17 protein-coding genes and 2 tRNA genes are annotated in these 22,142 nt (G+C 70.6%); 6 read left to right on the top strand and 13 right to left on the bottom strand.

The features are described 5' to 3' along the window. Nucleotides 1-727 precede the first annotated feature (727 nt). The 3 genes from I4Q55_RS24040 to I4Q55_RS24030 all read right to left on the bottom strand — a co-directional run bounded on the left by I4Q55_RS24040 (nt 728) and on the right by I4Q55_RS24030 (nt 1,749). Nucleotides 728-800 (bottom strand) — tRNA-Glu (locus I4Q55_RS24040). Nucleotides 801-893: 93 nt separating this feature from the next. Then, a tRNA-Gln gene (locus I4Q55_RS24035) sits at nt 894-965 on the bottom strand. A gap of 49 nt (nt 966-1,014) precedes the next feature. Beyond that, nucleotides 1,015-1,749, bottom strand: coding sequence for an HAD family hydrolase (locus I4Q55_RS24030; RefSeq protein WP_206790838.1), 735 nt, complete (start codon nt 1,747-1,749; stop codon nt 1,015-1,017). Between the two features lie 492 nt (nt 1,750-2,241). Between I4Q55_RS24030 and I4Q55_RS24025 the strand changes: the two genes are divergently transcribed. After that, on the top strand, nt 2,242-3,492 hold the full coding sequence (locus I4Q55_RS24025; RefSeq protein WP_206790693.1) for an FAD-dependent oxidoreductase: 1,251 nt from the start codon (nt 2,242-2,244) through the stop codon (nt 3,490-3,492). Here I4Q55_RS24025 and I4Q55_RS24020 read toward each other — a convergent pair. From I4Q55_RS24020 to I4Q55_RS23995, 6 genes are all read right to left on the bottom strand, one after another. Further along, complete coding sequence (locus I4Q55_RS24020; protein ID WP_206790692.1) at nt 3,489-4,259, bottom strand: fumarylacetoacetate hydrolase family protein; 771 nt, start codon at nt 4,257-4,259, stop codon at nt 3,489-3,491. The two genes, I4Q55_RS24025 and I4Q55_RS24020, sit on opposite strands and share 4 nt — an antisense overlap. 93 nt (nt 4,260-4,352) lie before the next feature. Then, on the bottom strand, nt 4,353-5,957 hold the full coding sequence (gene cimA / locus I4Q55_RS24015) for a citramalate synthase (protein WP_206790691.1): 1,605 nt from the start codon (nt 5,955-5,957) through the stop codon (nt 4,353-4,355). 260 nt (nt 5,958-6,217) lie between these two features. Further along, nucleotides 6,218-7,255 carry a 3-isopropylmalate dehydrogenase gene (locus I4Q55_RS24010; protein ID WP_091306264.1) on the bottom strand — a complete coding sequence of 346 codons (1,038 nt, stop codon included), beginning with the start codon at nt 7,253-7,255 and terminating at the stop codon, nt 6,218-6,220. Between the two features lie 228 nt (nt 7,256-7,483). Next, nucleotides 7,484-10,846: a S8 family serine peptidase gene (locus I4Q55_RS24005; RefSeq protein ID WP_206790690.1), complete on the bottom strand. Its 3,363-nt coding sequence runs from the start codon at nt 10,844-10,846 to the stop codon at nt 7,484-7,486. Between the two features lie 230 nt (nt 10,847-11,076). Continuing rightward, complete coding sequence (serA, locus tag I4Q55_RS24000) at nt 11,077-12,675, bottom strand: phosphoglycerate dehydrogenase (RefSeq protein WP_206790689.1); 1,599 nt, start codon at nt 12,673-12,675, stop codon at nt 11,077-11,079. A 125-nt stretch (nt 12,676-12,800) separates the two neighbouring features. Continuing rightward, nucleotides 12,801-13,364: a TetR/AcrR family transcriptional regulator gene (locus I4Q55_RS23995; protein ID WP_206790688.1), complete on the bottom strand. Its 564-nt coding sequence runs from the start codon at nt 13,362-13,364 to the stop codon at nt 12,801-12,803. Nucleotides 13,365-13,451: 87 nt separating this feature from the next. On the opposite strand from I4Q55_RS23995, the gene I4Q55_RS23990 reads away from it, so the two are divergent. From I4Q55_RS23990 to I4Q55_RS23975, 4 genes are all read left to right on the top strand, one after another. Then, entirely contained in the window at nt 13,452-14,351 is a 900-nt protein-coding gene (locus tag I4Q55_RS23990) for a TIGR03620 family F420-dependent LLM class oxidoreductase (RefSeq protein WP_206790687.1), read from the top strand. Next, entirely contained in the window at nt 14,348-15,160 is an 813-nt protein-coding gene (locus I4Q55_RS23985; protein WP_206790685.1) for a TIGR03620 family F420-dependent LLM class oxidoreductase, read from the top strand. Before I4Q55_RS23990 ends, I4Q55_RS23985 begins: the two co-directional genes overlap by 4 nt. 146 nt (nt 15,161-15,306) lie before the next feature. After that, the gene (locus I4Q55_RS23980; protein ID WP_206790684.1) at nt 15,307-16,623 is read left to right on the top strand and encodes an ankyrin repeat domain-containing protein; all 1,317 of its coding nucleotides are present in this window, start codon (nt 15,307-15,309) and stop codon (nt 16,621-16,623) included. Nucleotides 16,624-16,693: 70 nt separating this feature from the next. Then, nucleotides 16,694-17,560, top strand: a complete 867-nt coding sequence (locus I4Q55_RS23975) for a nuclear transport factor 2 family protein (protein ID WP_206790682.1) — start codon at nt 16,694-16,696, stop codon at nt 17,558-17,560. Here the strand turns inward: I4Q55_RS23975 and I4Q55_RS23970 are convergent. From I4Q55_RS23970 to I4Q55_RS23955, 4 genes are all read right to left on the bottom strand, one after another. Next, entirely contained in the window at nt 17,557-17,811 is a 255-nt protein-coding gene (locus I4Q55_RS23970; RefSeq protein WP_206790681.1) for a DUF397 domain-containing protein, read from the bottom strand. The two genes, I4Q55_RS23975 and I4Q55_RS23970, sit on opposite strands and share 4 nt — an antisense overlap. An 85-nt stretch (nt 17,812-17,896) precedes the next feature. Next, entirely contained in the window at nt 17,897-18,910 is a 1,014-nt protein-coding gene (gene ilvC / locus I4Q55_RS23965; RefSeq protein ID WP_206790680.1) for a ketol-acid reductoisomerase, read from the bottom strand. Between the two features lie 32 nt (nt 18,911-18,942). Further along, a complete protein-coding gene (ilvN, locus tag I4Q55_RS23960; protein ID WP_003080760.1) occupies nt 18,943-19,449 on the bottom strand; it encodes an acetolactate synthase small subunit in 507 nt (168 codons plus the stop codon). Nucleotide 19,450: 1 nt separating this feature from the next. Then, complete coding sequence (locus tag I4Q55_RS23955) at nt 19,451-21,331, bottom strand: acetolactate synthase large subunit (protein ID WP_242546603.1); 1,881 nt, start codon at nt 21,329-21,331, stop codon at nt 19,451-19,453. 324 nt (nt 21,332-21,655) lie between these two features. On the opposite strand from I4Q55_RS23955, the gene I4Q55_RS50620 reads away from it, so the two are divergent. Continuing rightward, nucleotides 21,656-22,096: a PH domain-containing protein gene (locus I4Q55_RS50620; RefSeq protein ID WP_206790679.1), complete on the top strand. Its 441-nt coding sequence runs from the start codon at nt 21,656-21,658 to the stop codon at nt 22,094-22,096. The last annotated feature ends 46 nt before the right edge of the window (nt 22,097-22,142 follow it).

Raw genomic sequence — 22,142 nt, 5'->3', positions numbered from 1 at the left:
ATGTAACAGCGCACGCCGGCACAACATCGCGAATGATTCGAGTTCGGTAAGCAGCAGCGGCGGTTGCGCCGCGCAGCCACCACCGGAGCGCGCCGGGCTACACCCACGTCGCCGAGCTGCGATAGCGCTGGTCGCCGAATTCGTGTACCAGAACCGCTTCCGACAGTTCGCCCCTGCGTCCTCCTGTGTGGCCACCAGCCAGACGCATCGCGCGGCAGGATCGGCCGGTGCCAGTCGGCAGCACCGCGCTGTCGACGTGTATTTGGTGAGCCGTATGTAGGTAAGCTTCGTGAGATCGCGGCACTGCGATGCTTGATCGCCGACCAACGTCGAGGTTCGTCATCGCACAGCCACGGCGAAATCGGGGTACGTCGGTTCACGCGATGTCCAATCGCGCCGCCTGTTGAACTTCCTTGCACTCGTCTCGAAAGGCCCGTGAGGACGTGACCGCGCCGGCTCCTTGGCTGGGCGAGCCGCTTCGCAACCCTCGATCTCGCCTCGTCGATCACGAGACCAGCCGGGCGTCCGCCCGGTGGTCACGTCCGGCTCCGGAACGGGTGCGAGTCGGCGTAGCGGAAGATCGCCGCCAGTGAGGTGCCGGTCACAGGTCAACTACCCGTTGATCACTTACCCAAGACGGCACAACCCACGGAAAGGATCTCCGAAGCCACGGCGCCCACAACAAAACAAGCCGTGCTGACCGAGGTCAACACGGCTTGCCTATCTGTACCCCCGATGGGATTCGAACCCACGCTACCGGCGTGAGAGGCCGGCGTCCTAGGCCGCTAGACGACGGGGGCTAGGATCTCCTCCAGTTTCCCGGAGACTTTTTCTTGCTGGAGAGAACCTACCAGAAGCGATTTCCCGCTTCGCAGGGGGGTCACTCTCCGCAGCTGGGGTACCAGGACTCGAACCTAGACTAACTGGACCAGAACCAGTCGTGCTGCCAATTACACCATACCCCAGTGAGGTACCGATCCGGCTGGCCGGTTCAGCACCGCACGAGGAGAAATACTAGAGCACGCCGTTCCGGACCGTGAACGCGGGGGTGCCACTGCGGCGCTGGGCCGGGACGCCGATCGTCGCGTATTCCGAAACCAGCAGCTCAGGCAGCTCCGCCAGGCCGGCCACCGCGTGGACGCCCTCGGGCGCGCGCTCGCCGATGCGGTCGCGGTCGAGCCAGACCGCCCCCAGCCCCGCGTCGCGGGCGCCGATCGCGTCCGTGTCCAGTTTGTCCCCCACGTGGACCGCCTGGGCCGGGGCGCACCCCAGGCCCAGGCACACCGTGTGGAACATCACCGGATCGGGTTTGGCCACGCCCAGCTCGCCCGCGATGGCCACGTGGTCGAAGAACGGCGCCAGGCCCAGGTCGGCGATTTTCTTCCGCTGGTGGACGCCCGAGGCGTTCGTCACGGCGGCCAGCATCAGGCCGGCCGCGCGCAGCCACTCCAGGCAGTCGAGGACGTCGTCGAACAGCTGCCACGAGTGGTCGAGCAGCTCGCGGCGGCGCCGCTCGAAGGAGCTCACCTGCTCGGCGTCGGCGCAGATGCCGATTTCGGCGAGGAAGCAGTCCGTGCGCCGCTGGTGCATGGTCGCGTAGTCGAGTTCGCCCGCGACCACCAGGGCGACGTGCTCTTCGGTGATGAGGTCCCACAACGGCCACAGGTCGCCCCGGCCGGTGAGGATGTGGAGGCTGCGGCGGATCGCGGCGGTGCAGTCGATGAGCGTGTCGTCGATGTCCAGGCACACCAGCCGGAGCTCGGGGGGCGCCCAGGGCTCGGACGCCGCCGCGGCGGGCGGGGCGATTCGCGAAGGGGTCCGGGGTGCCAGGGCGAAATCCACCCAGTGAGGCTAGGGCAACCGCCGCGTTCGCGACGCTGCCAAAGAGGTGATTGCCGCTCGCCTGTTCCGGCGCACCGGCTCTACTCCCAGTTGGCGAACCGTCCCCGATCGGTTACCCGGCACCGCACGCCGGAGGACGCGCCGGTAACCGATTGCCGCGGAAAACCGTTGTTCCGCTTGGGAATCCGCTCCGTCCACAAGCACACTTCGGCGCGTCGCCACCGAATCCGCGCACCACCGGAACGCGGCCGACCAACTGTCGCGTTTGGACGGTTTCTGGTCACCGGAACGCGGCCTGCCCCGGTCGTCGCCCGATCAGCGTATCTCCGGTCACACCCCTTGACGCCGGCGCCCGGCAGGTGCATCCTCAAGTTATTCAACACGCGATGAATAAGGGAGATGGTCGAGATGACCGAGCGCACGACCTGCGTCGTCATCGGTGGCGGGCCGGCCGGGATGATCACGGGGCTGCTGCTGGCCCGGGCCGGCGTCGAGGTGACGGTGCTGGAGAAGCACGCCGATTTCCTGCGCGACTTCCGCGGGGACACGGTGCACCCGTCGACGTTGACGCTGCTCGACGAGCTGGGCCTCGGCGAGAAGTTCCACGCGCTGCCGCACAGCGAGCTGCGCTCGGCCGGGTTCCCCGAGGAAAACGGCGAAATGATGAAGCTGGCCGACTTCACCCGGCTGAAGGTGGCGCACCCGTACATCGCGATGGTGCCGCAGTGGGACTTCCTCGACCTGCTCGCCGAAAGCGCGCGCAAGGAGCCGACGTTCGTCCAGCGGATGGAGACCGAGTGCACCGGCCTGGTCCGCGAGCACGGCCGGGTCGTGGGCGTCACCTACCGCACCAGCGGCGGCGAGACCGGCGAGATCCGCGCCGACCTGGTGATCGCCGCCGACGGCCGCTGGTCGCTGGCCCGCCGGGAGGCCGGCCTGGTGCCGCGGGAGTACGACTGCCCGTTCGACGTCTGGTGGTTCCGGCTCTCGCGCGGCGCGGACGAGGAAGGCGGCATGCTGATGCCGAAGATGCGGGACCGCCGCTTCGCGGTGCCGCTCCCCCGGCCGGACTTCTACCAGGTCGCCTACCTCGCGCCGAAGGGCGACGACCTGCGGAAGCAGGGCATCGAGGCGTTCCGGGAGAACGTGGCGCAGATCTGCCCGGAGTTCACCGACCGCGTGCACGAATTGGCGGCGATGGACGACGTCAAGTTCCTCGACGTGCGGCTCAACCTGCTGCGCAAGTGGCACGTCGACGGGCTGCTGTGCATCGGTGACGCCGCGCACGCGATGTCGCCGATCGGCGGCGTGGGCATCAACCTGGCGGTGCAGGACGCGGTGGCGGCGGCGACGCTGCTGGCCGAGCCGCTGCGCCGGGGCCGTCCCACGGAGGCCGAGCTGGCGAAGGTGCGCGCGCGGCGCCTCGCGCCGACGCTGATGGTGCAGGGGCTGCAGCGCCTGCTGCACCGGACCGTGGTGCGCGGGGTGATGACCGGCAAGCGCAACGGGCCGCCGGCCCCGATGATCAAGTTGTTCGCCCGGTTCCCGCGGCTGTCGTACGTCCCGGCCCGGCTCCTCGGCCTCGGGCTGCGGCCGGAGCACGCTCCGGCGTTCGCCCGGCGGCCGATGGAGCCGGCGACCAGGGACTAGACGTTCTCGACCGGGTTGGTCAGGGTGCCGATGCCGTCGATGGTGATCGAGACGGTCTGGCCGCCTTCGATCGGGCCGACGCCCTCGGGCGTGCCGGTGAGGATGACGTCGCCGGGCAGGAGCGTCATGACGCCGGAGACGAACTCGACCAGCTCGGGGATCTTGTGGACGAGGTCCGAGGTACGGCCGTCCTGCTTGAGCTCGCCGTCGACCTCGGACCGCAGCGCCAGGTCGGACGCGTCGATCGCGGTCTCGATCCACGGGCCGATCGGGCAGAAGGTGTCGAAGCCCTTGGCGCGGCCCCACTGGCCGTCGGCCTTCTGGAGGTCGCGGGCGCTGACGTCGTTGGCGATCGTGTAGCCGAGGATGGCGCTCGCGGCGCGGGCGGCCGGCACGTTCTTCACCGGCTGCCCGATGACGATCGCCAGCTCGCCTTCGAAGTCGACGCGGCCGATGCCGGACGGGCGGCGGATGGCCGCGTGGGGCCCGATGACCGTGGTCGACGGCTTGATGAACAGCATCGGGTCGCTGGGCACCTCGTTGCCGAACTCGGCCGCGTGCTTGGCGTAGTTGCGGCCGACGGCGATCACCTTCGACGGCAGGATCGGCGCGAGCAGCCGGACGTCGGCCAGCGGCCACCGCTTGCCGGTGAAGTTCGGCTGGCCGAAGGGGTGCTCGGCGATTTCGAGGACCTGGGCGTCGTCACCGTCGCCTTCGATCGAGGCGAACGCGACACCACCGGGATGAGCAATACGGGCTAGGCGCACGCCGTAAGTCTACGTGCGCCCGGCTCACGGCTTTCGGGGGTTCCGGGTGGCGGAGCCCCCGGCCCGGGCCGAAGGCCCGGATGTCACAGCGGCTCAGGCCACGGTGGTGCTCTTGTGCACGAGCGCGTCGCACAGCGCCAGCCAGCTGGCCTCGACGATGTTGCCGTGCACGCCGACCGTGGTCCACTCGCGTTCGCCGTCGGTGCTCTCGACCAGCACGCGCGTCACCGCGTCGGTGCCGGGGTGGCCCTGGAGGATGCGCACCTTGTAGTCGGCCAGCTCCACACTGTCCAACCAGGACAGGTGCGGGCTCAGCGCTTTCCGGAGCGCGGCGTCGAGGGCGTGCACCGGCCCGATGCCCTCCGCGGTGGCGATGACGCGCCGGCCGCCGACGTGCACCTTGACCGTCGCCTCGGCCATCACCTCGCCGTCCGGGCGGTGGTCGAGCACCACGCGGTAGGACTCGAGCTCGAACGGCGCTTCGACGGGGACGTCGGCTTCCTGACGCAGCAGGAGTTCCAGGGAGGCGTCGGCGGCTTCGAAGGACCAGCCTTCGGCTTCGAGGCGCTTGACCTTGGTGATGGCGCTCGTCAGCGCCTCGGGCCGGCCGGCAAGGTCGACCCCGAGCTCACGTCCCTTGAGCTCGAGGCTGGCCCTGCCGGCCATCTCGGTGACCAGTACCCGCATGTCATTGCCGACGGAAGACGGATCGATGTGGTTGTACAGCAACGGATCCACCTTGATCGCGCTCGCGTGCAGCCCCGCCTTGTGGGCGAAGGCCGACGCCCCCACGTAAGCCTGGTGGGTGTAGGGGGCGAGGTTGGCGATTTCGGCAAGGGCATGGGAGACCCGGGTGAGCTCGGCGGCGCCTCCGGTCGGGAGGACGTCGAGGCCGAGCTTGGTCACCAGGTTTCCCGTCACGGCGAACAGGTCGGCGTTGCCGGCCCGTTCCCCGTAACCGTTGGCGGTGCACTGGACGTGCGTCGCGCCGGCCTGCACCGCGGCGACGGAGTTCGCCACGGCGCAGGAAGTGTCGTCCTGACAGTGGATCCCGAGCCGGAACCCGGTCTTTTCCTTGATGCTCGCGACGGTTTCGGCCAGGCCGAGCGGGAGCTGGCCGCCGTTGGTGTCGCAGAGCACGAGGACGTCGGCGCCGGCGTGGGCGGCGGCGTCCAGGACCTTGAGGGAGGTCTCGGGGGAAAACGCGTAGCCGTCGAAGAAGTGCTCGGCGTCGAGGAACACCCGCCGGCCTTCCCGCGTGAGGAACGCGACGGTGTCCCGCACCATGGCGCAGGCCTCGTCGACGTCGACGCGCAGCGCCCGCTCGATGTGCCGGAGGTCGGACTTCGCGACGAGGGTGACGACCGGCGCTTCGCTGTCGAGCAGGGCCCGGACCTGCGGATCGGCGTCGGCGGTGGTCCCGGCCTTGCGCGTCGCCCCGAAGGCGACGAGTGCGGCGTGCTTCAGGTGGAGCTCGCCCTTCGCGGCGCGGGCGAAGAATTCGGTGTCCTTCGGGAGCGCCCCCGGCCAGCCGCCTTCGATGAACCCGACGCCGAGCTCGTCCAGCAGCCGCGCGACGGCGAGCTTGTCCTGGACGGAGTAGGAGATGCCTTCCCGCTGCGCGCCGTCGCGCAGGGTCGTGTCGTAGAGGTGGAAGGCGTCGCCGAGCGGGGTATCGGCGGGCTCCTTGCGGTTCACGGGTCTCTCCTAGCTTTCCTGGCGTTTCGGGGCAACAAAAAAACCTCCCGCATGGGTGCGAGAGGTTGCGCGCCGGGGGCTCTTGTGGAGCTATCGTCCGGCGCGCTCGTCGATAATGATCGCGAAGCTGGTCACACTCGCATCATGCCACAGGGTTTCCGCGAAAGTCCACAAGCTGGGTCAAGCTCCCACCATCCGGGAACGCCACGGACACGAAAAAGCCCCGCGCCCACCAGGAGGCGCGGGGCTTTTTCGCAGAATCAGGCAGTACGCACGTTCGACGAGACCAACGCCGCCAGCCGGTCGCCGATGGCCTGCGTGGCCCCCGGCGAGGACTGGTCCCGCGTCGCCAGGTCGAACGCCACCGACGCCTCGATCCGGCGGGCCGCTTCCTTCTGGCCCAGGTGGTCCAGCAGCAGCGCCACCGACAGCACCGCCGCCGTCGGGTCGGCCAGCCCCTGGCCCGCGATGTCCGGCGCCGAACCGTGCACCGGCTCGAACATGCTCGGGTTGCGGCGGGTCATGTCCAGGTTGCCGCTGGCCGCCAGGCCGATGCCGCCCGTCACCGCCGCCGCGAGGTCGGTGATGATGTCGCCGAACAGGTTGTCCGTGACGATCACGTCGAACCGGGACGGGTCGGTCACCAGGTGGATGGTCGCCGCGTCCACGTGCGAGTACGCGACCGTCACCTCCGGGTGCTCCAGCGAAACCTCTTCGACGATCCGCGACCACAGCGACCCGGCGAACGAGAGCACGTTGGTCTTGTGCACCAGCGTCAGGTGCTTGCGCGGCCGGGCCTCGGCGCGGTTGAACGCGTCCGCGACGACGCGCCGGACGCCGAACGCCGTGTTGACGCTGACCTCCGTCGCGATCTCGTGCTCGGTGTCCTTGCGGATCAGGCCGCCGGTGCCCGCGTACGGACCTTCGGTGCCTTCGCGCACGACGACCATGTCGACGTCGCCGGCGTCGGCCAGCGGGCCCCGGACCCCCGGGTAGAGCCGCGCCGGACGCAGGTTGACGTGGTGGTCCATCTCGAACCGCAGGCGCAGCAGCAGGCCGCGCTCGAGGATGCCGCTCGGCACCGTCGGGTCGCCGACCGCGCCCAGCAGGATCGCGTCGTGCTGGCGGAGCTCGCCGAGGACCGACTCCGGGAGCAGCTCACCCGTCGAGTGCCACCGGGCCGCGCCGAGGTCGTAGTTCGTGATCTCCGCCGTCGGTACTACCTCGCCGAGCACCTTCAGCGCCTCGGAGACCACCTCGGGCCCGATCCCGTCTCCTGGGATCACCGCGAGCCGCATCCACACACCTCCGTCGACCGGACCACCGACCGCACCGATGGCCCACCGCAACAAAACGCCAGCAGCCGGAAGGTTACCGGCCGTAGACAAACGGCCGTAGCCGCACCACCCTTATGCCGCATCCTCCCGCAGGGTGAGACACCCAATCGGGTGAACCCGAGCGGGGCGCCCCCGGCGGAAATCCGCCGGAGACGCCCCTGCTCCTGCACAAATCGATCTTGCCGGGGACTAGCGGCGACCAGCCCCGATCGGCTGACGCTCGTTCCCCGGCCGGGCGCCCTGCGTCGCGTCCACCTTGACCGCGTTCGCCCGGTTGCCCGCGGCGTTGTGGTGCTCGATGGCCAGCAGCCCGAGGGCCTTGTCGGCCGCGGCCGACGCCGCGTTGCGCGTCACGACCAGCGCCGTGCCCGGCTTCGCGACGTAGCCCAGCGCGGCGTCGCCGCCACCCTGCACCGTGTAGCCCGGCGCGAGCGCGTCGAACGAAAGCGGCGTGCCGACGTAGTCGATCAGCCCGTTCGTCGTGCCCGGCGCGACGTAGAACCCGCTGACGCCCACCGTGTAGGAAATGCGGTGGCTGTCGGAGTTCGCGTCGATGCCCAGCGCGGCCAGCGAAACCGGCAGCGTGATCACGTTCGTGTCGAACACGTTCGTGTCCACGTCGCCGAGCTGGCCGTTGACGGCCTGGACGTCGACGGTCGGGAAGCCCGGGGTCAGCGCGACCGTGACGGCCAGGAGGACGTCGGTCGACGTCGCCTTGGTCACGTAGGTCTCGAAGTCCGGCGTCCCGTCCCCGGTCGTGTCGATGTCGACGAACGGCGAGGTGTTGCTGCCGATGTTCGCCCAGTCACCCCAGGTGGAGAGGCCGAACGCGAGGGTCGCGTTCTCCGGCTCGCCCTGCGCCTTCGCCAGCGGAGCGGTCGACGCCGCGCCGATGTAGCGGAGGTCGCCGCCCTTGGCCGTCTTGTTCAGCGTGCAGTCGGTGACCACGTCCGCGTCGCACTCGGGCAGCTGCGGGGACTCCGCCTGCAGTTCGAGCACGCTGATCAGCGAGCGGTACCGCTGCGCGCCGGCACCCTGGTCGACACCCTTGCCGGTCAGGTTGAGCACGGCCTGGGTGGCGTCCGGGGCGAACTTCACCGACGACGGCGTCGAGATGGTCGACACCGGCTTCGGCGCGGAATAGACCGAGACCCGCAGCGGCACCTTGGCGCCGCTGACCGGCGTGAAGGCGACGCGGCCGGAAGCGTCCGCGACGAACTGCCGGGCCAGGCCGGCCTGGGTGGCCGCCATGGTCGGGTCCATGACCTTGCGCAGCGCCTTCGGGTCGGTGATCTTCAGCGTCACCTTGACCTTGGCGGTGCCGCGCGGGGTCAGCTTCACCGACTGCTTGTCCACTGTGTACTCGACACCCGGCAGCGCGTTGACCGCCTGGTAGCCCACGGTGTACTCGGCGGGCGTGACGCCCTTGTTGACGAGCTTGATCGTCTTCGACAGCGTCACCGGGCCGGCGGCCTCGACGGTGCCGAAGCTGACGCTGACCGCGCCCGGGTCGTCGACGACGTAGGCGAGCACCTGGTTGTCCAGGGCGGCCTTGGCGTCGATCCGGCCGCTGCCGACGCGCTGCGGCGCGTAGGTGTGGCCCGCGCCGTCGGTGACGTCGTGGCCGGCGGTGTCGATGACCGAGGCCTTGACCTCCTCGACCGACCAGTCGGGGTGCGACTGGCGGATCAGCGCGGTGATGCCCGCGGTGTGCGGGGCGGCCATCGAGGTGCCGCTCAGCACGGTGCGGCCGTTGCCGCTGCCGCGGAACGCCGAGGTGATCGTGTCACCGGGGGCGGCGACGTCCGGCTTGACGGCCGGGCCGCGGGTGCCGCGCGAGGTGAACGAGCTCGGGGTGTCGACGATCTTCTTGTCGTAGGTCTGGATCGAGGCGCGGCCGGCGCCGTAGAGCCGGACCTGCAGCGTGCCGGCGGTCAGCGCGGCGCGCAGCGTCTGGGTGGCGGAGCCGGTGAACTGGAACACCGGGATCGCCGCGTTGCCCGCGATGCCGGCGCTGAAGTGCTCCAAAGTGGACGAAAGGAGCGCGCCCTTGGCCCCGGCGGCCTGGGCGTTGTTGGCGCGGCCCGCCGAACCGCAGGCTCGGGTCGCGTCGTTGTCGTCCCACTCCAGGAAGACGAACTTGCCGGCGGCCTTCGCCTTGTCCTCGGCGGAGTACGGCGCGCAGCCGGCCGCGTTCGCCGCCGACAGGGCGACGACCGGCGCCGTCAGGTCGAGGGTGTCGTAGCCGGTGTAGTTCTGGCTGTACTGGCCGGTCTTCTGGCCGGCGGCCGTCGACGGCGCCTTGACCTCGGCGGCGTCGCGGAGGATGCCCACGTCGCGCGTGCTGGCGACGGTGAGCGCCTCGGGGGTGTTGCCCGGGGAGCCGGCGATGTCGTTGATGTCGCCGCCGTTGCCCGCGGAGATCACCGGGAGGACGTTGTTCGCGGCGAGCTTGCGCACGAACAGCGAGTCCGGGTCGTCCGGGGCGCCGAAGTCGGAGCCGAGCGAGAGGTTGACGATGTCGAGGTGGTCGGTGAAGTCGCCGTCGCCGTCGGGGTCGAGCGCCCAGTCCAGGGCCTGCGAGGTGACGTTCGTCGAGCCGGCGCAGCCGAACACCTTGATGGCGTAGAGCAGCGACTTCGGCGCCGTGCCCGGGCCGATCCGCATCGCGTCGACCTTCTTGGCGTCCAGCTTCTTGTAGTCGCCCTTGAAGGTCTTGCCGTCGGCGGTGACGCCGAAGCCGCCGATGGTGCCGGCGACGTGCGTGCCGTGCTCGCCGCAGGCCAGCGGGTTCGGGTCCGGCTTCGGGGTGGTCTTGCCGGGCGTCCCGGCGTCGTAGTCGTCGCCGACGAGGTCGGTGCCGCCGACGATCTTGGCGGTCGGGAAGAGCGGGGTCGGCTTGGTGCCGTCGATGCTCTTGTAGGCGGCCTGCGTGCCGGGGCCGCCGAAGTCGGCGTGGGTGTAGTCGATGCCGTCGTCGATGACGCCGACGCGGACGCCGTCGCCGAACCTGCCGGTCTGCTGCCAGGCGGTGAGCGTGTTGGTCAGCTGCGCGGCGCTGGCGTTGGTGCGGGTCTTCGGCACGACCGTGCGCACCGCGACGACGTCTGCCCGCTTCGCGACCTCGCGCAGCTTCGCGGCGTCCGCGGTGACGACCACGCCGGGAACGGCGTTGGCGGTCCGGGTGACGACCTGCGGCTTGGCGTCGGCCGCGCGTAGCTGGCCGACGACGGAGTCGACCGCGGCGGCGGTGTCGGCCTTGGCGGCCTTGGCGGCCCGCTTGGCCTGCTCCTTGCCCTGCGGCTGCGCGGCGGTGAACGCGTCGACGGCCGGCTTCTTGGCCAGCTCGACGAACGCGGTGACCCGGCCCTGCGCGGCTCCCAGGCGCGGCGACAGCTTCCCCTGCAGCTTCGCGTCGTCGATCTTGGCGGGTGCCACGCCGTCGGCGAGCGGTGCGTCCGCTGCGCTCGCGACCGGCGCCCCGAGCGCGGCCGCCAGAACGACGGCGAAGGCCGCCGTCGTGGCGCGCGCGGGGAGGCGGGATCTGCTCATGAGTCGGCCCCTTACCCGAGGTCTGGACCCGAACCTGCCTGCCGCTCCTGACACCCCCGACGGTGAAGCGCGGCACAGCGCCGTGCCCTCGACGGCGCGTGGTTCGACCTCGCGCAGAGAACCTAATCCCCCAAAACACCTACTTACGTAGGCAAAGGACTCCGTTATGTAGTTGTGATTGCGTGCGAAGACCCCCTGCCGAGTGACAGGGGGCCTTCGAACGAGTTACGTCAGTTGAAGTCGACCGCGCGAATCGTGTGCGCGCCGACCGAAGCGCCGATCGGCTCCAGCAGGTGCGCGTCGATGTGGCGGTCGACGCGCAGCAGCATCACCGCGTCCGAGCCGTCCGTCGTCTGGCTGATCTGCGCGGCCTCGATGTTGATGCCCGCCTCGCCGAGCAGCGTCCCGACCCGGCCCATCACGCCCGGGCGGTCCGGGTACTCGACCAGCAGCACGGTGCCCTCGGCCCGCAGGTCGAAGCCGCGGCCGTTGACCTCGACCAGCTTCTCGACCTCGTCCAGGCCGGTCACCGAACCCGAGACGCTCAGCACCGAGCCGTCGGCGTGCACCGCGCGCACCGTGACCAGGCTGCGGAACTTGGGGCTCTCCGGCTCGGTCTCCAGCTCGACCTGCACGCCCAGCTTCTCCGCCAGCTGCGGCGCGTTGACGAACGTGACCTGGTCCTCGACCACGCCGGTGAACACCCCGCGCAGCGCCGCCAGCTGCAGCACGCCGGTGTCCTCGTTCGAGATCTCGCCCTTGACCTGCACGGTCACCGACGTCGGCGACGTCGGGTTGAGCGCCGTCAGGAGCTGGCCGAGCTTCTGGACCAGCGACAGGTACGGGCGGACGTGCTCGCCGACCGCGCCGCCGCCGGAGACGTTCACCGCGTCCGGCACGAAGTCGCCGCGCAGGGCCAGCAGCACCGACTTCGCGACGTCGGTGCCCGCGCGGTCCTGCGCCTCGGCCGTCGAGGCGCCCAGGTGCGGCGTCACGACGACGTTCTCCAGCTCGAACAGCGGGCTGGACGTGGTCGGCTCGGTGACGAAGACGTCGACGCCGGCACCGCCGACGTGGCCCGAGCGCAGCGCGTCGGCCAGGTCTTCCTCGACGATGAGCCCGCCGCGGGCGGCGTTGACGATGATGACGCCCGGCTTGGTCTTCTTCAGCGCCTCGGCGTCGATGAGGCCCTTGGTCTCCGGCGTCTTCGGCAGGTGGATGGAGATGGCGTCGGCGCGGGTCAGCAGCTCGTCGAGGGTGACGAGCTCGATGCCCAGCTGCGCGGCGCGCGCCGCCGAGACGTAGGGGTCGTAGGCGATCAGGTGCGTGTCGAAGGCGGCCAGGCGCTGGGCGAACAGCTGGCCGATCTTGCCGAGGCCGACGACACCGATGGTCTTGCCCTGCAGCTCGACGCCGGAGAACGAGCTGCGCTTCCACTCGCCGCCGCGGAGGCTCTGGTCGGCGGCCGGGACGCGGCGCGCGACCGACAGCAGCAGGGCGACGGCGTGCTCGGCGGCGGAGACGATGTTCGACGTCGGCGCGTTGACGACCAGGACACCGCGCTCGGTCGCGGCGGGCACCTCGACGTTGTCGAGGCCGACTCCGGCGCGGGCGACGACCTTGAGTTGCGTGGTGGCCGCGAAGACCTCGGCGTTCACCTGGGTGGCGGAGCGAACCAGGAGCGCGTCGGCGCTCTTCACCGCCTCGAGCAGCGCGGACCGGTCCGTGCCGTCGACGTGCCGGACCTCCACCTCGTCACCGAAGACACTCAGCACGGAGGGGGCGAGCTTTTCCGCGATGAGGACGACGGGCTTGCTGGGCTTGCTCACGATACGGCTCCCACTATCTGGTCATTTCCAGGACGCTCGGTGTCGACAAACGGTCATTGCACGTCGTTGTGCCCCGGTCGAGGCGGAGTTTAACGCCCCGCGGCACCCCGTGGCGTCCCCCGGCGTTAACTCGCCCGTAATCCCTCGAAAACAAGAGCCAGCAGCCGGTGCGTGCCCCCCTCGCCGGGCAGGTGCCCGCCCGCCCAGGATGCCGCGTGCAGCAACAGAAGCAGCTCGTGCGCCGTGACGTCCTCGCGCAGCTCGCCCGCCCGCTTCGCGCGTTCCACCAGCTGGGAACCGAGCTCGCGCATGGCGTGGCACGACTCGTACAACCGGGACGTTTCGTCGTTCAGCGCGTCCGCGGTGAGCTCGGCCAGGCCACGGTAGGCACCGGTGGCGTCCCCCAGCCCGGTAAGCCACGCCCGCAGGGCGGCCAGCGGCTCGGGGTGGGCGAGCAGCTCGCGGGCCCGCTCGGCCTGGGCGTCGAACCGGGCGCGCAGGAGCGTCTCGAGCAGCGCCTCCCGGGTCGGGAAGTGCCGGTAGAGCGTGCCGATGCCGACCCCGGCGCGGCGCGCGATGTCCTCGAGCGACGCCTCGACGCCGTGCTCGACGAAGGCGCGTTGAGCCTCTTCGAGGAGGCGCTCGTAGTTGCGGCGGGCGTCCGCGCGCATCGGTCTGACGTCGGTCATCGCGCTCCCGACCATACCGGGTAGCCAATCGGAGGCCACCTCCGTATATTAACCGGAGGCAGCCTCACTTTACTGGAGGGACTGAGGATGACCCTGATCGAAGACACGCGAGCCCGGCTCGGCGCGATCGGTGCCTGGCTGCCGAGCGCCCCGCTGCACCCACCCCCGGACGTCGAACGCGCCGCGACCCGCCGGCTCGCCGACGCCGGCTACCGCTCGGTCTGGAGCGGCGAAGGACCCGGCACCCGGGAGGTGTTCGCCCGGTTCGGCGACCTCCTGGCCGCCGTGCCGGACGTCGTGCTCGGCACCGGCATCGCGAACGCCTTGCTGCGGCGCGGAACGACCACGTACAAGGGTGGCGCGACACTCGCCCAGGCCCACCCCGGCCGGTTCGTGCTCGGCATCGGCGTCGGACACGCCTTCCAGGCAGCGAAACTCGGCGAGGACTACCGGCCGCTCGACCGGATGCGGGCCCAGCTGTCCGAAATGGATGCGGTGGCCGCCGAAAACCCGGCGCCCGTCCCGTTCCCCCGGGTCCTGGCCGCGGTCGGTCCGAAGATGCTGGCACTCTCCCGCGACCACGCGGACGGCGCCCACCCCTTCGCCCAGCCGGTCTCGCACACGCCGTACGCCCGCGAGATCCTCGGGCCGGACAAGCTGCTCATCCCGCAGCAGACGGTCCTGCTCGGCACGCGCGAGGACGCTCGCGAAACCGTCCGGCACCGGGTGGCGCAATCGCGCGAGCACCGGGTGACGGCGTACCTCGCCGGGTGGAAACGGCTCGGCTACACCGACGCCGACATCGACGGGCCGAGCGACCGGTTCGTCGACGACCTGGTGCTCTGGGGTGACGCCCCGACCATTGCGAAACGCCTCGGCGAGGTGCTCGACGCGGGCGCGGACCACGTACTGCTGACGCCGGCCGCACCCACGTTCGAGTCCACTGTGGAAACCCTGCTCGAACTGGCCGCGGAGGTGACCCGATGAGCGTCGGGATCTGGCGGTTCTTCGACGGCGCCCCGATCGGCGCGCTCCGCGCAACGGCCGCCGAGGTGGAGGAACTCGGCTTCGACGCGATCTGGTTCGGCGAGTACGCCGGCCGGGAAGCGTTCACCCAGGCGGCGCTGCTGCTCGCGGCGACGTCCCGGCTCACGGTCGCCACCGGGGTCGCGCGGTTCGACCAGCGCTCCCCGCTCGCCGCGGAAGGCGCCATCCGCGCCCTCGGCGAGGCGTACCCGGGCCGGTTCATCGCCGGTCTGGGCGGGCACCGGCCGGGCGCGCGGCCGCTGACGGCGTTGCGCGAGTACCTCGACGGGATGGACGCGGCCGAGCTGCCGGGCCTCCCGCCGCCGTCGCCGCGGCCACGGCGGGTGCTGGCGGCGCTGGGCCCCAAGCTGCTGGACCTCGCGGCCGAACGCGCCGACGGCGCCCACCCGTACTTCGTCCCGCCGGAGCACACGGCGATGGCGCGCGAGCGGCTGGGGCCGGGCAAGTACCTCGCCGTCGAGCAGGCGGTGGTCCTGGACGCCGCACCGGACGTCGCCCGCGAGCACGTCGGCCTGTACGTCCGGCAGGCACCGCACCACCAGGAAAACCTGCGGCGGCTCGGCTTCACCGACGACGACCTGGCCGACGGCGGCAGCGACCGCCTGGCCGACGCCATTGTCGCGACCGGCGAGCAGGCGGTGGCGGACCGGATCCGCGCCCACCTCGACGCGGGCGCCGACCACGTCTGTGTCCAGGTGCTGGCCCGCACGGAGACGTCCTACCGCAGGCTGGCCGACCTGCTGCCGTGAGCGGGGTAAGGTGGCGGGGCGCGGTGGGGTCCGCGTCCCGTCCGCGGTCAGGGCCGAGCCCAGCCCCGCTTCACCGCACCACCAGCTCCGCACCTTCTTTCCTGCCCGGTGCCGGCGGACCACGGGCGTCGAGGGAAGGAGGCACCATGGGCACGTTGCCCGCGAAACCCAGCCTGGACCAGCTGCGCAAGCGCGCGAAGGACCTCGCGCGCGCCGAGAACGTCAAGCTCGCCGAAGCGCAGTTCCGCATCGCGCGGGACCACGGCTTCCCGAGCTGGCCGAAGCTGCAGGCGTACGTCCGGCGCGTCACCGAGCACGGGGACGCCCTGCAGCACTCGTACCACCAGGACGTCGGGTACTACGCCGAACGCGCGCTCGGCCTGCTCGCCTCGGCCGAGGACGAGACGCCCGGCGCGCGAGAGCCGTTCGACCGCTGGGGGCAGCCGCTCACCCGTGACGGCGCCCGCGCGGTCGTCGCCCGTGAGCACGGTTTCGGTTCCTGGAAAGCACTTCGCAGGCACGTCGAGTCGCTTGTGGACAGTGGTGAGCCGTTCGCCCGCGCGTACCGGGCGATCGAGGCGCGGGATCCGGACCAGCTCGCCTCGCTGCTGGACGCGTTCCCCGGCCTCGTCACCGCCCGCGGCACCAACGGCAACGACCTGCTCGGCATGGCCGGCGCCACGCACGACGAGCGGCTCAGCCGGATCCTCCTCGACCACGGCGCCGACCCGGGCCGCGGCAACGTCCACGGCTGGACGCCCCTGCACCAGGCCGCCTACAGCAACCTGCCGCACCTGCTCGACCTGCTGCTGGAGCGCGGCGCGCCGGTCGACGTCCACGCCCGCGGCGACGGCGGCACTCCCCTGGTCGTCGCCCTGTTCTGGGGTCACCGCGAAGCCGCCGGAAAACTCGCGGAACACAGCCGGGCGCCGGGCAACCTCCGCGTCGCCGCCGGGCTGGGTGACATCGAACTCCTCGACGAGCTCCTGACGTCGGGCCGCGGCGGCGCGCACCGGGGCTTCTACCGTCCCCACAGCGGTTTCCCGCGCTGGCGGCCGACGGACGACCCCGCCGAAGCCAAGAACGAAGCCCTCTCCTGGGCGGCCCGCAACGACCGCGTCGACGCGCTGAGAACGCTCGTCGCGCGGGGCGCCGACGTGGACGCCGACGTCTACCGCGGAACGGCGCTGGCGTGGGCGGCGGCCTCGGGCCGGCTCGCCGCCGTCCGGACGCTCCTCGACCTCGGCGCCGACGTGAACTTCCGCGGCACGTTCGGCGGCCCGCACCACGGCGAGGGCGTCACAGCCCTGCACCTGGCCGCGCAGTCCGGCCACGTCGACGTCATCCGCGCCCTCGTCGAAAGCGGTGCCGACCCCGGCGCGCGGGACGCGATCTTCGGCAGCACCCCGGAGAAGTGGGCGGAGGTGTGCGGGCAGCCGGCCGCGCGGGAGCTGCTGAGGTAGCCAACCGGAGTCGGTAGTCCGTATCGTCATAGGCGGACTACCGACTCCGTTTTGCTACTGGGAGGACCGTATGAACGCGCCCCGCGAGGTGTTCCACGCACTGTCCGACGGCATCACCGAAGGACGCTGGGAAGACCTTTCCGCGCTCTACGCGGAAGACACCGTCGTCGAGCACCCCCAGGCGGTACCGCGGCCGGCCCGCATCACGGGTCGCGCGACGGTCCACGAACGGTTCACCGGCGCCCTCGCCGGCACGATGCGGTTCAAGCGCAAGAACGTCGTCGTACACGAGACCACCGACCCCGAGGTGATCGTCGCCGAATACGACTACGACGCCGAATCGGTGCGGACCGGGCGGACGATCCCCACGGCCAACGTCCAGGTGCTGCGCGTCCGCGACGGCCTGATCGTCCATTCCCGCGACTACCACGACTACCTGCGGTTCGCGGTCGTCCGCGACGGCGTCGACCAGCTGGTGCAGGCCTACGAACAGGCTCCGCCGCACGAACTTTCCCCGGTCACGCCGGAGAGCGGGGACACGGTGTTCGAGCGGCTCGTCCACGGCGTCGCCGCCGGGCGCTGGGACGGACTGCCGGAGCTGTACGCGGAGGAAACACACGTCACGCACCCGTTCCTGCCGGGCTCCGAGGTCATGCGCACCCGCGACGAGCTGCGCGCGCACTTCGCGGCGGGCAAGGCGCTGAACCCGGGGTTCGCCGTTACGGACCTGGTCACCTACCGGGGCACCGATCCGGAAGTGCTGATCGGCGAGTTCGCCTACCAGGGCAGCTACGGCGGAAAGCCGGTGCGGGTGGCGAACCTCTTCGTCATGCGGATCTCGGGCGGGCTCATCGTGGAGTCCCGCGACTACGGCGACCACCTCGGGATCGCCGGCGAGCTCGGGAAGATCCCCGAGCTGGCCGCGAAGCTTCCCTAGGCCTCGGGCAGGTCGAACTCGCCGTCGCGGACGCCCTTGAGGAACGCGTCCCACTCCGAAGGGGTGAAGACCAGGACCACGCCGTCGGGATCCGTCGACTTCCGCATCGCGACGTAGGTGACGCCGTCGGTGTGCGGCACGAACGCGTACTCGACGACCTCGTCGAGCGTGACGCCCGCGGGTTCACCCCGGATCCACTCGGCCCGCGACAGGTCGAGGTGGTGCCGGATGTGCTCCTTGTCGTCGGTCATGCGGTCAGCGTAACGAGACACCGAAGGGGACGCCCGGTAGCGGGCGTCCCCTTCGGTCCAGGCAACTGTGTTACCGATAAGAACGTCAGGCGGTCTCGGTGATCGGCCGGTCCACCCACGACATCAGGCCGCGGAGCTTCTTGCCGGTCTCCTCGATCGGGTGCTGGTTGCCCTGCTCCTCGAGCTTGGTGAAGTTCGGCCGGCCGGCCTCGTCCTCGGCCACCCATTCGCGGGCGAACGTGCCGTCCTGGATCTCGCCGAGGATCTTCTTCATCTCCTCCTTGACCGCCGGCGAGATGACGCGCGGGCCGCGGGTCAGGTCGCCGTACTCGGCGGTGTCGGAGATCGAGTAGCGCTGGCGCGCGATGCCGCCCTCGTACATGAGGTCGACGATCAGCTTCAGCTCGTGCAGCACCTCGAAGTAGGCGATCTCCGGGGCGTAGCCCGCCTCGGTGAGCACCTCGAAACCGGTCTGCACCAGCGCGGACGCGCCACCGCAGAGCACGGCCTGCTCGCCGAAGAGGTCGGTCTCGGTCTCCTCGGTGAACGTCGTCTTGATGACGCCGGCGCGAGCGCCACCGATGGCGGCCGCGTAGGAGAGCGCGAGCGCCTGGGCGTTGCCGGAGGCGTCCTGCTCCACGGCGATGAGCGCCGGGACGCCCTTGCCGTCGACGAACTGGCGGCGGACCAGGTGGCCCGGGCCCTTCGGGGCGACCATCGCGACGTCGACTCCTGCCGGCGGCTTGATCAGGTCGTAGCGGATGTTGAAGCCGTGCCCGAAGAAGAGGGCGTCGCCGTCCTTGAGGTTCGGCGCGATGTCCTGCTCGTAGATGTGGCGCTGCTTGGTGTCCGGCGCCAGGATCATGATCAGGTCGGCCTCGGCCGACGCCTCGGCCGGGGTGAGCACGCGCAGGCCCTGCTCCTCGGCCTTCGCCCGCGACTTGGACCCCTCGGGCAGGCCGATGCGGACGTCGACGCCGGAGTCGCGCAGGCTCAGCGAGTGGGCGTGGCCCTGGCTGCCGTAGCCGATGACAGCGACCTTGCGCCCTTGGATGATCGAGAGGTCGGCGTCGTCGTCGTAGAAGATTTCCACTGCCATGGGGGTACTGCTTCCTTTCCTGACTTACTTCTTTATCGCGGTGATGTGGCGGTGATCGAACGGGCGCCGCGACCCACCGCGACCATGCCGGACTGCACGAGCTCGCGGATGCCATACGGCTCCAGCATCCGCAGCAACGCACCGATCTTGTCGGACGTCCCGGTGGCCTCGACGGTGAGTGCCTCCGGAGAGACGTCCACCACCTTGGCCCGGAAGAGCTGGACGGTTTCGAGGACCTGGCTGCGCACGGTGTTGTCGGCGCGAACCTTCACCAGCAGCAGTTCGCGCTGCACGGCGGTCGACTGCTCCAGCTCGACGATCTTGATCACGTTGACCAGCTTGTTGAGCTGCTTCGTCACCTGTTCGAGCGGTAGCTCTTCCACGGCGACCACGATCGTCATGCGGGACACCTCGGGGTTTTCCGTGGGCCCGACGGCGAGGGACTCGATGTTGAACCCGCGGCGGGAGAACAGGCCCGACACGCGCGCGAGCACACCGGGCTTGTTCTCGACCAGGACACTCAGCGTGTGGACGCTCATCTCAGCGCTCACCTTCCGCGGCGGCTTCGGTCGTCTCGACCGAAACCTCGTCGTCGTCGAACAGCGGCCGGATGCCCCGGACCGCCATGATCTCGTCGTTGCCGGTGCCGGCCGCGACCATCGGCCACACCTGGGCATCCTTCCCCACGACGAAGTCGATCACGACGGGGCGGTCGTTGATTTCCATCGCGCGGCGGATGGTGGCGTCGACGTCTTCGCGGGTCTCGCACCGCAGGCCGGCGCAGCCCAGCGCCTCCGCCAGCAGGACGAAGTCCGGGATGCGGTGCTTGTGCGTGCCGAGGTCGGTGTTGGAGTACCGCTCCGAGTAGAAGAGGTTCTGCCACTGCCGGACCATGCCCAGGTTGCCGTTGTTGATGACGGCGACCTTGATCGGCGCGCCTTCGATGGCGCAGGTGGCCAGCTCCTGGTTCGTCATCTGGAAGCAGCCGTCGCCGTCGATCGCCCAGACCGGCTTGTCCGGGACGCCGAACTGCGCGCCCATCGCGGCGGGCACCGCGTAGCCCATGGTGCCGAGGCCGCCGGAGTTGATCCAGGTGCGCGGGTTCTCGTACTTGACGAACTGCGCGGCCCACATCTGGTGCTGGCCGACCCCGGCGGCGTAGACGGCGTCCGGGCCGACGAGCTCGCCGATCCGCTCGATGACGTACTGCGGCGACAGCGAACCGTCGTCGGGCCACTCGTAGCCGGCCGGGTAGGTCTTGCGCCAGTCGTCGGCCTGGGTCCACCAGTCGGTCAGGTCCGGCCGGCCGCTGTGGTCGAACTCCGTCGTCACGGCGGTGATCAGCTCGCCGATGATCTCCTTGCAGTCGCCGACGATCGGGACGTCGGCCTTGCGGTTCTTGGAGATCTCGGCCGGGTCGATGTCGGCGTGCACGATCGCGGCGTCCGGCGCGAACGACGACAGCTGGCCGGTGACCCGGTCGTCGAACCGGGCGCCGAGCGCGATCAGCAGGTCGGCGCGCTGCATGGCGGCGACCGCGGCGACCGAGCCGTGCATGCCCGGCATGCCGAGGTGCTGCGGGTGCGAGTCGGGGAACGCGCCGCGCGCCATCAGCGTGGTGACGACGGGGATGTTCGTCAGCTCGGCGAGTTGCTTCAGCTGCTCGTGCGCCTCGGCCTTGATGACGCCGCCGCCGACGTAGAGCACCGGGCGCCGCGACTTGGCGATCAGCTTCGCGGCTTCGCGGACCTGCTTGCCGTGCGGGCGCAGCGTCGGGCGGTAGCCCGGGAGGCGCAGCTCCGTCGGCCAGGAGAACGAGGTCATCTCCTGCAGCACGTCCTTGGGGATGTCCACCAGGACCGGGCCGGGGCGGCCGGTCGCGGCCAGGTGGAACGCCTCGGCGATGGTCCGCGGGATGTCCGCGGGGTCCGTGACGAGGAAGTTGTGCTTGGTGATCGGCATGGTGATGCCGCAGATGTCGGCTTCCTGGAACGCGTCGGTGCCGATCAGCGCGCGGGACTGCTGCCCGGTGATGGCCACGACCGGCACCGAGTCCATGTTCGCGTCGGCGAGCGGGGTGACCAGGTTGGTCGCGCCCGGGCCCGAGGTCGCCATGCAGACCCCGACCTTGCCGGTGGCCTGCGCGTACCCGGTGGCCGCGTGGCCGGCGCCCTGCTCGTGGCGGACCAGGACGTGGCGGACCTTCGTCGAGTCGAGGAGCGGGTCGTAGGCGGGCAGGATGGTGCCGCCCGGGATCCCGAAGACCACCTCGGCGCCGACGGCCTCGAGCGAGCGCACGAGGGACTGGGCGCCGGTGACGCGCACCGGCGTTCCCGCCGGTGGAGCCGGCTTCGGACGTGCTCCGGGCGTTCCGGGCGTCGGCCCGGGCTTCGCGTCGCTGCGCGACGTCGCACTGGTCATCGGATCTGCCTCGTGGGTCTCGGTGTCACTCGTTCGGGTCGGTTTTGTGCGGTGGGGCGGGGAATTGCTTCCCTAGGGCAACAAAAAACCCTCGCCGACCGTAAGGTCGCACGAGGGTTCGCGCGTCGACGCAGCGGAAAGTCTTCCCTAAGCGTCGACGCGCTTGGGAAGTACGAGGCCGGTCAGCGGTGTCACGGCGATGACGCTAGACCGAACGCCATGCGGGTGTCAACTCTGCGGGATGACATGTCCGCATCGTGGACGTGGGTCACACCGGCGAGACCCGGGTCCGGGCCGGTCGGCGGCGCGGTGCACCATTTCGGGGTGGCCGAAAAACAGCAGGACGAAGGCCGGAAGGCCGTCTTCCGCGTCCCCCGCACGTCCTTCATGGCGATCGCCCTCCTGACGATCTGCGTGACGCCGATCGCGCTCGGGGAGATCCCGTACCTGCAGTGGCTCTACGTCTTCCCGATCGCGCTGGCGGTGTTCGTGATCCGCCACCGCACGGTCGCGACGCGCTCGGGGCTGGCCGTCCGCACGATGTTCGGCCACCGCGACATCCCGTGGTCGGCGTTGAAGGGGCTGGCGATCACGAAGAAGGCGCGCGTGCAGGCGGTGCTGCAGGACGACACGAAGGTGCCGCTGCCGACCGTGCGGACCCGGCACCTGCCGGTGCTGTCGCTGGTCAGCGAGGGCCTGGTCGCGGACCCGAGCGGGGTGCTGCAGGCCGAGGACCTCAAGCCCGGGACGTCACCGAGCGAATAACCCCGCGGCTCGTCTCGGGAGCCGGGCAGCGTAAATTGGTAGGACC

It is taken from the genome of Amycolatopsis sp. MtRt-6 (assembly GCF_017308975.1).
Taxonomy (GTDB): Bacteria; Actinomycetota; Actinomycetes; order Mycobacteriales; family Pseudonocardiaceae; genus Amycolatopsis.
The sequence above is the reverse complement of the archived record's forward strand: the minus strand, read 5'-3'. Positions and strand labels throughout refer to the sequence as shown.

What these genes read in the sequence shown, in the direction of transcription:
- I4Q55_RS23985 (WP_206790685.1), top strand. Translation starts at nt 14,348, where the DNA reads ATGAGCGTCGGGATCTGGCGGTTCTTCGACGGCGCCCCGATCGGCGCG.
- I4Q55_RS24010 (WP_091306264.1), bottom strand. Translation starts at nt 7,255, where the DNA reads ATGCGGCTCGCGGTGATCCCAGGAGACGGGATCGGGCCCGAGGTGGTC.
- I4Q55_RS23955 (WP_242546603.1), bottom strand. Translation starts at nt 21,331, where the DNA reads ATGACCAGTGCGACGTCGCGCAGCGACGCGAAGCCCGGGCCGACGCCC.
- I4Q55_RS24005 (WP_206790690.1), bottom strand. Translation starts at nt 10,846, where the DNA reads ATGAGCAGATCCCGCCTCCCCGCGCGCGCCACGACGGCGGCCTTCGCC.
- I4Q55_RS24025 (WP_206790693.1), top strand. Translation starts at nt 2,242, where the DNA reads ATGGTCGAGATGACCGAGCGCACGACCTGCGTCGTCATCGGTGGCGGG.
- ilvC (WP_206790680.1), bottom strand. Translation starts at nt 18,910, where the DNA reads ATGGCAGTGGAAATCTTCTACGACGACGACGCCGACCTCTCGATCATC.
- I4Q55_RS23975 (WP_206790682.1), top strand. Translation starts at nt 16,694, where the DNA reads ATGAACGCGCCCCGCGAGGTGTTCCACGCACTGTCCGACGGCATCACC.
- I4Q55_RS23970 (WP_206790681.1), bottom strand. Translation starts at nt 17,811, where the DNA reads ATGACCGACGACAAGGAGCACATCCGGCACCACCTCGACCTGTCGCGG.
- ilvN (WP_003080760.1), bottom strand. Translation starts at nt 19,449, where the DNA reads ATGAGCGTCCACACGCTGAGTGTCCTGGTCGAGAACAAGCCCGGTGTG.
- I4Q55_RS23990 (WP_206790687.1), top strand. Translation starts at nt 13,452, where the DNA reads ATGACCCTGATCGAAGACACGCGAGCCCGGCTCGGCGCGATCGGTGCC.
- I4Q55_RS23980 (WP_206790684.1), top strand. Translation starts at nt 15,307, where the DNA reads ATGGGCACGTTGCCCGCGAAACCCAGCCTGGACCAGCTGCGCAAGCGC.
- I4Q55_RS23995 (WP_206790688.1), bottom strand. Translation starts at nt 13,364, where the DNA reads ATGACCGACGTCAGACCGATGCGCGCGGACGCCCGCCGCAACTACGAG.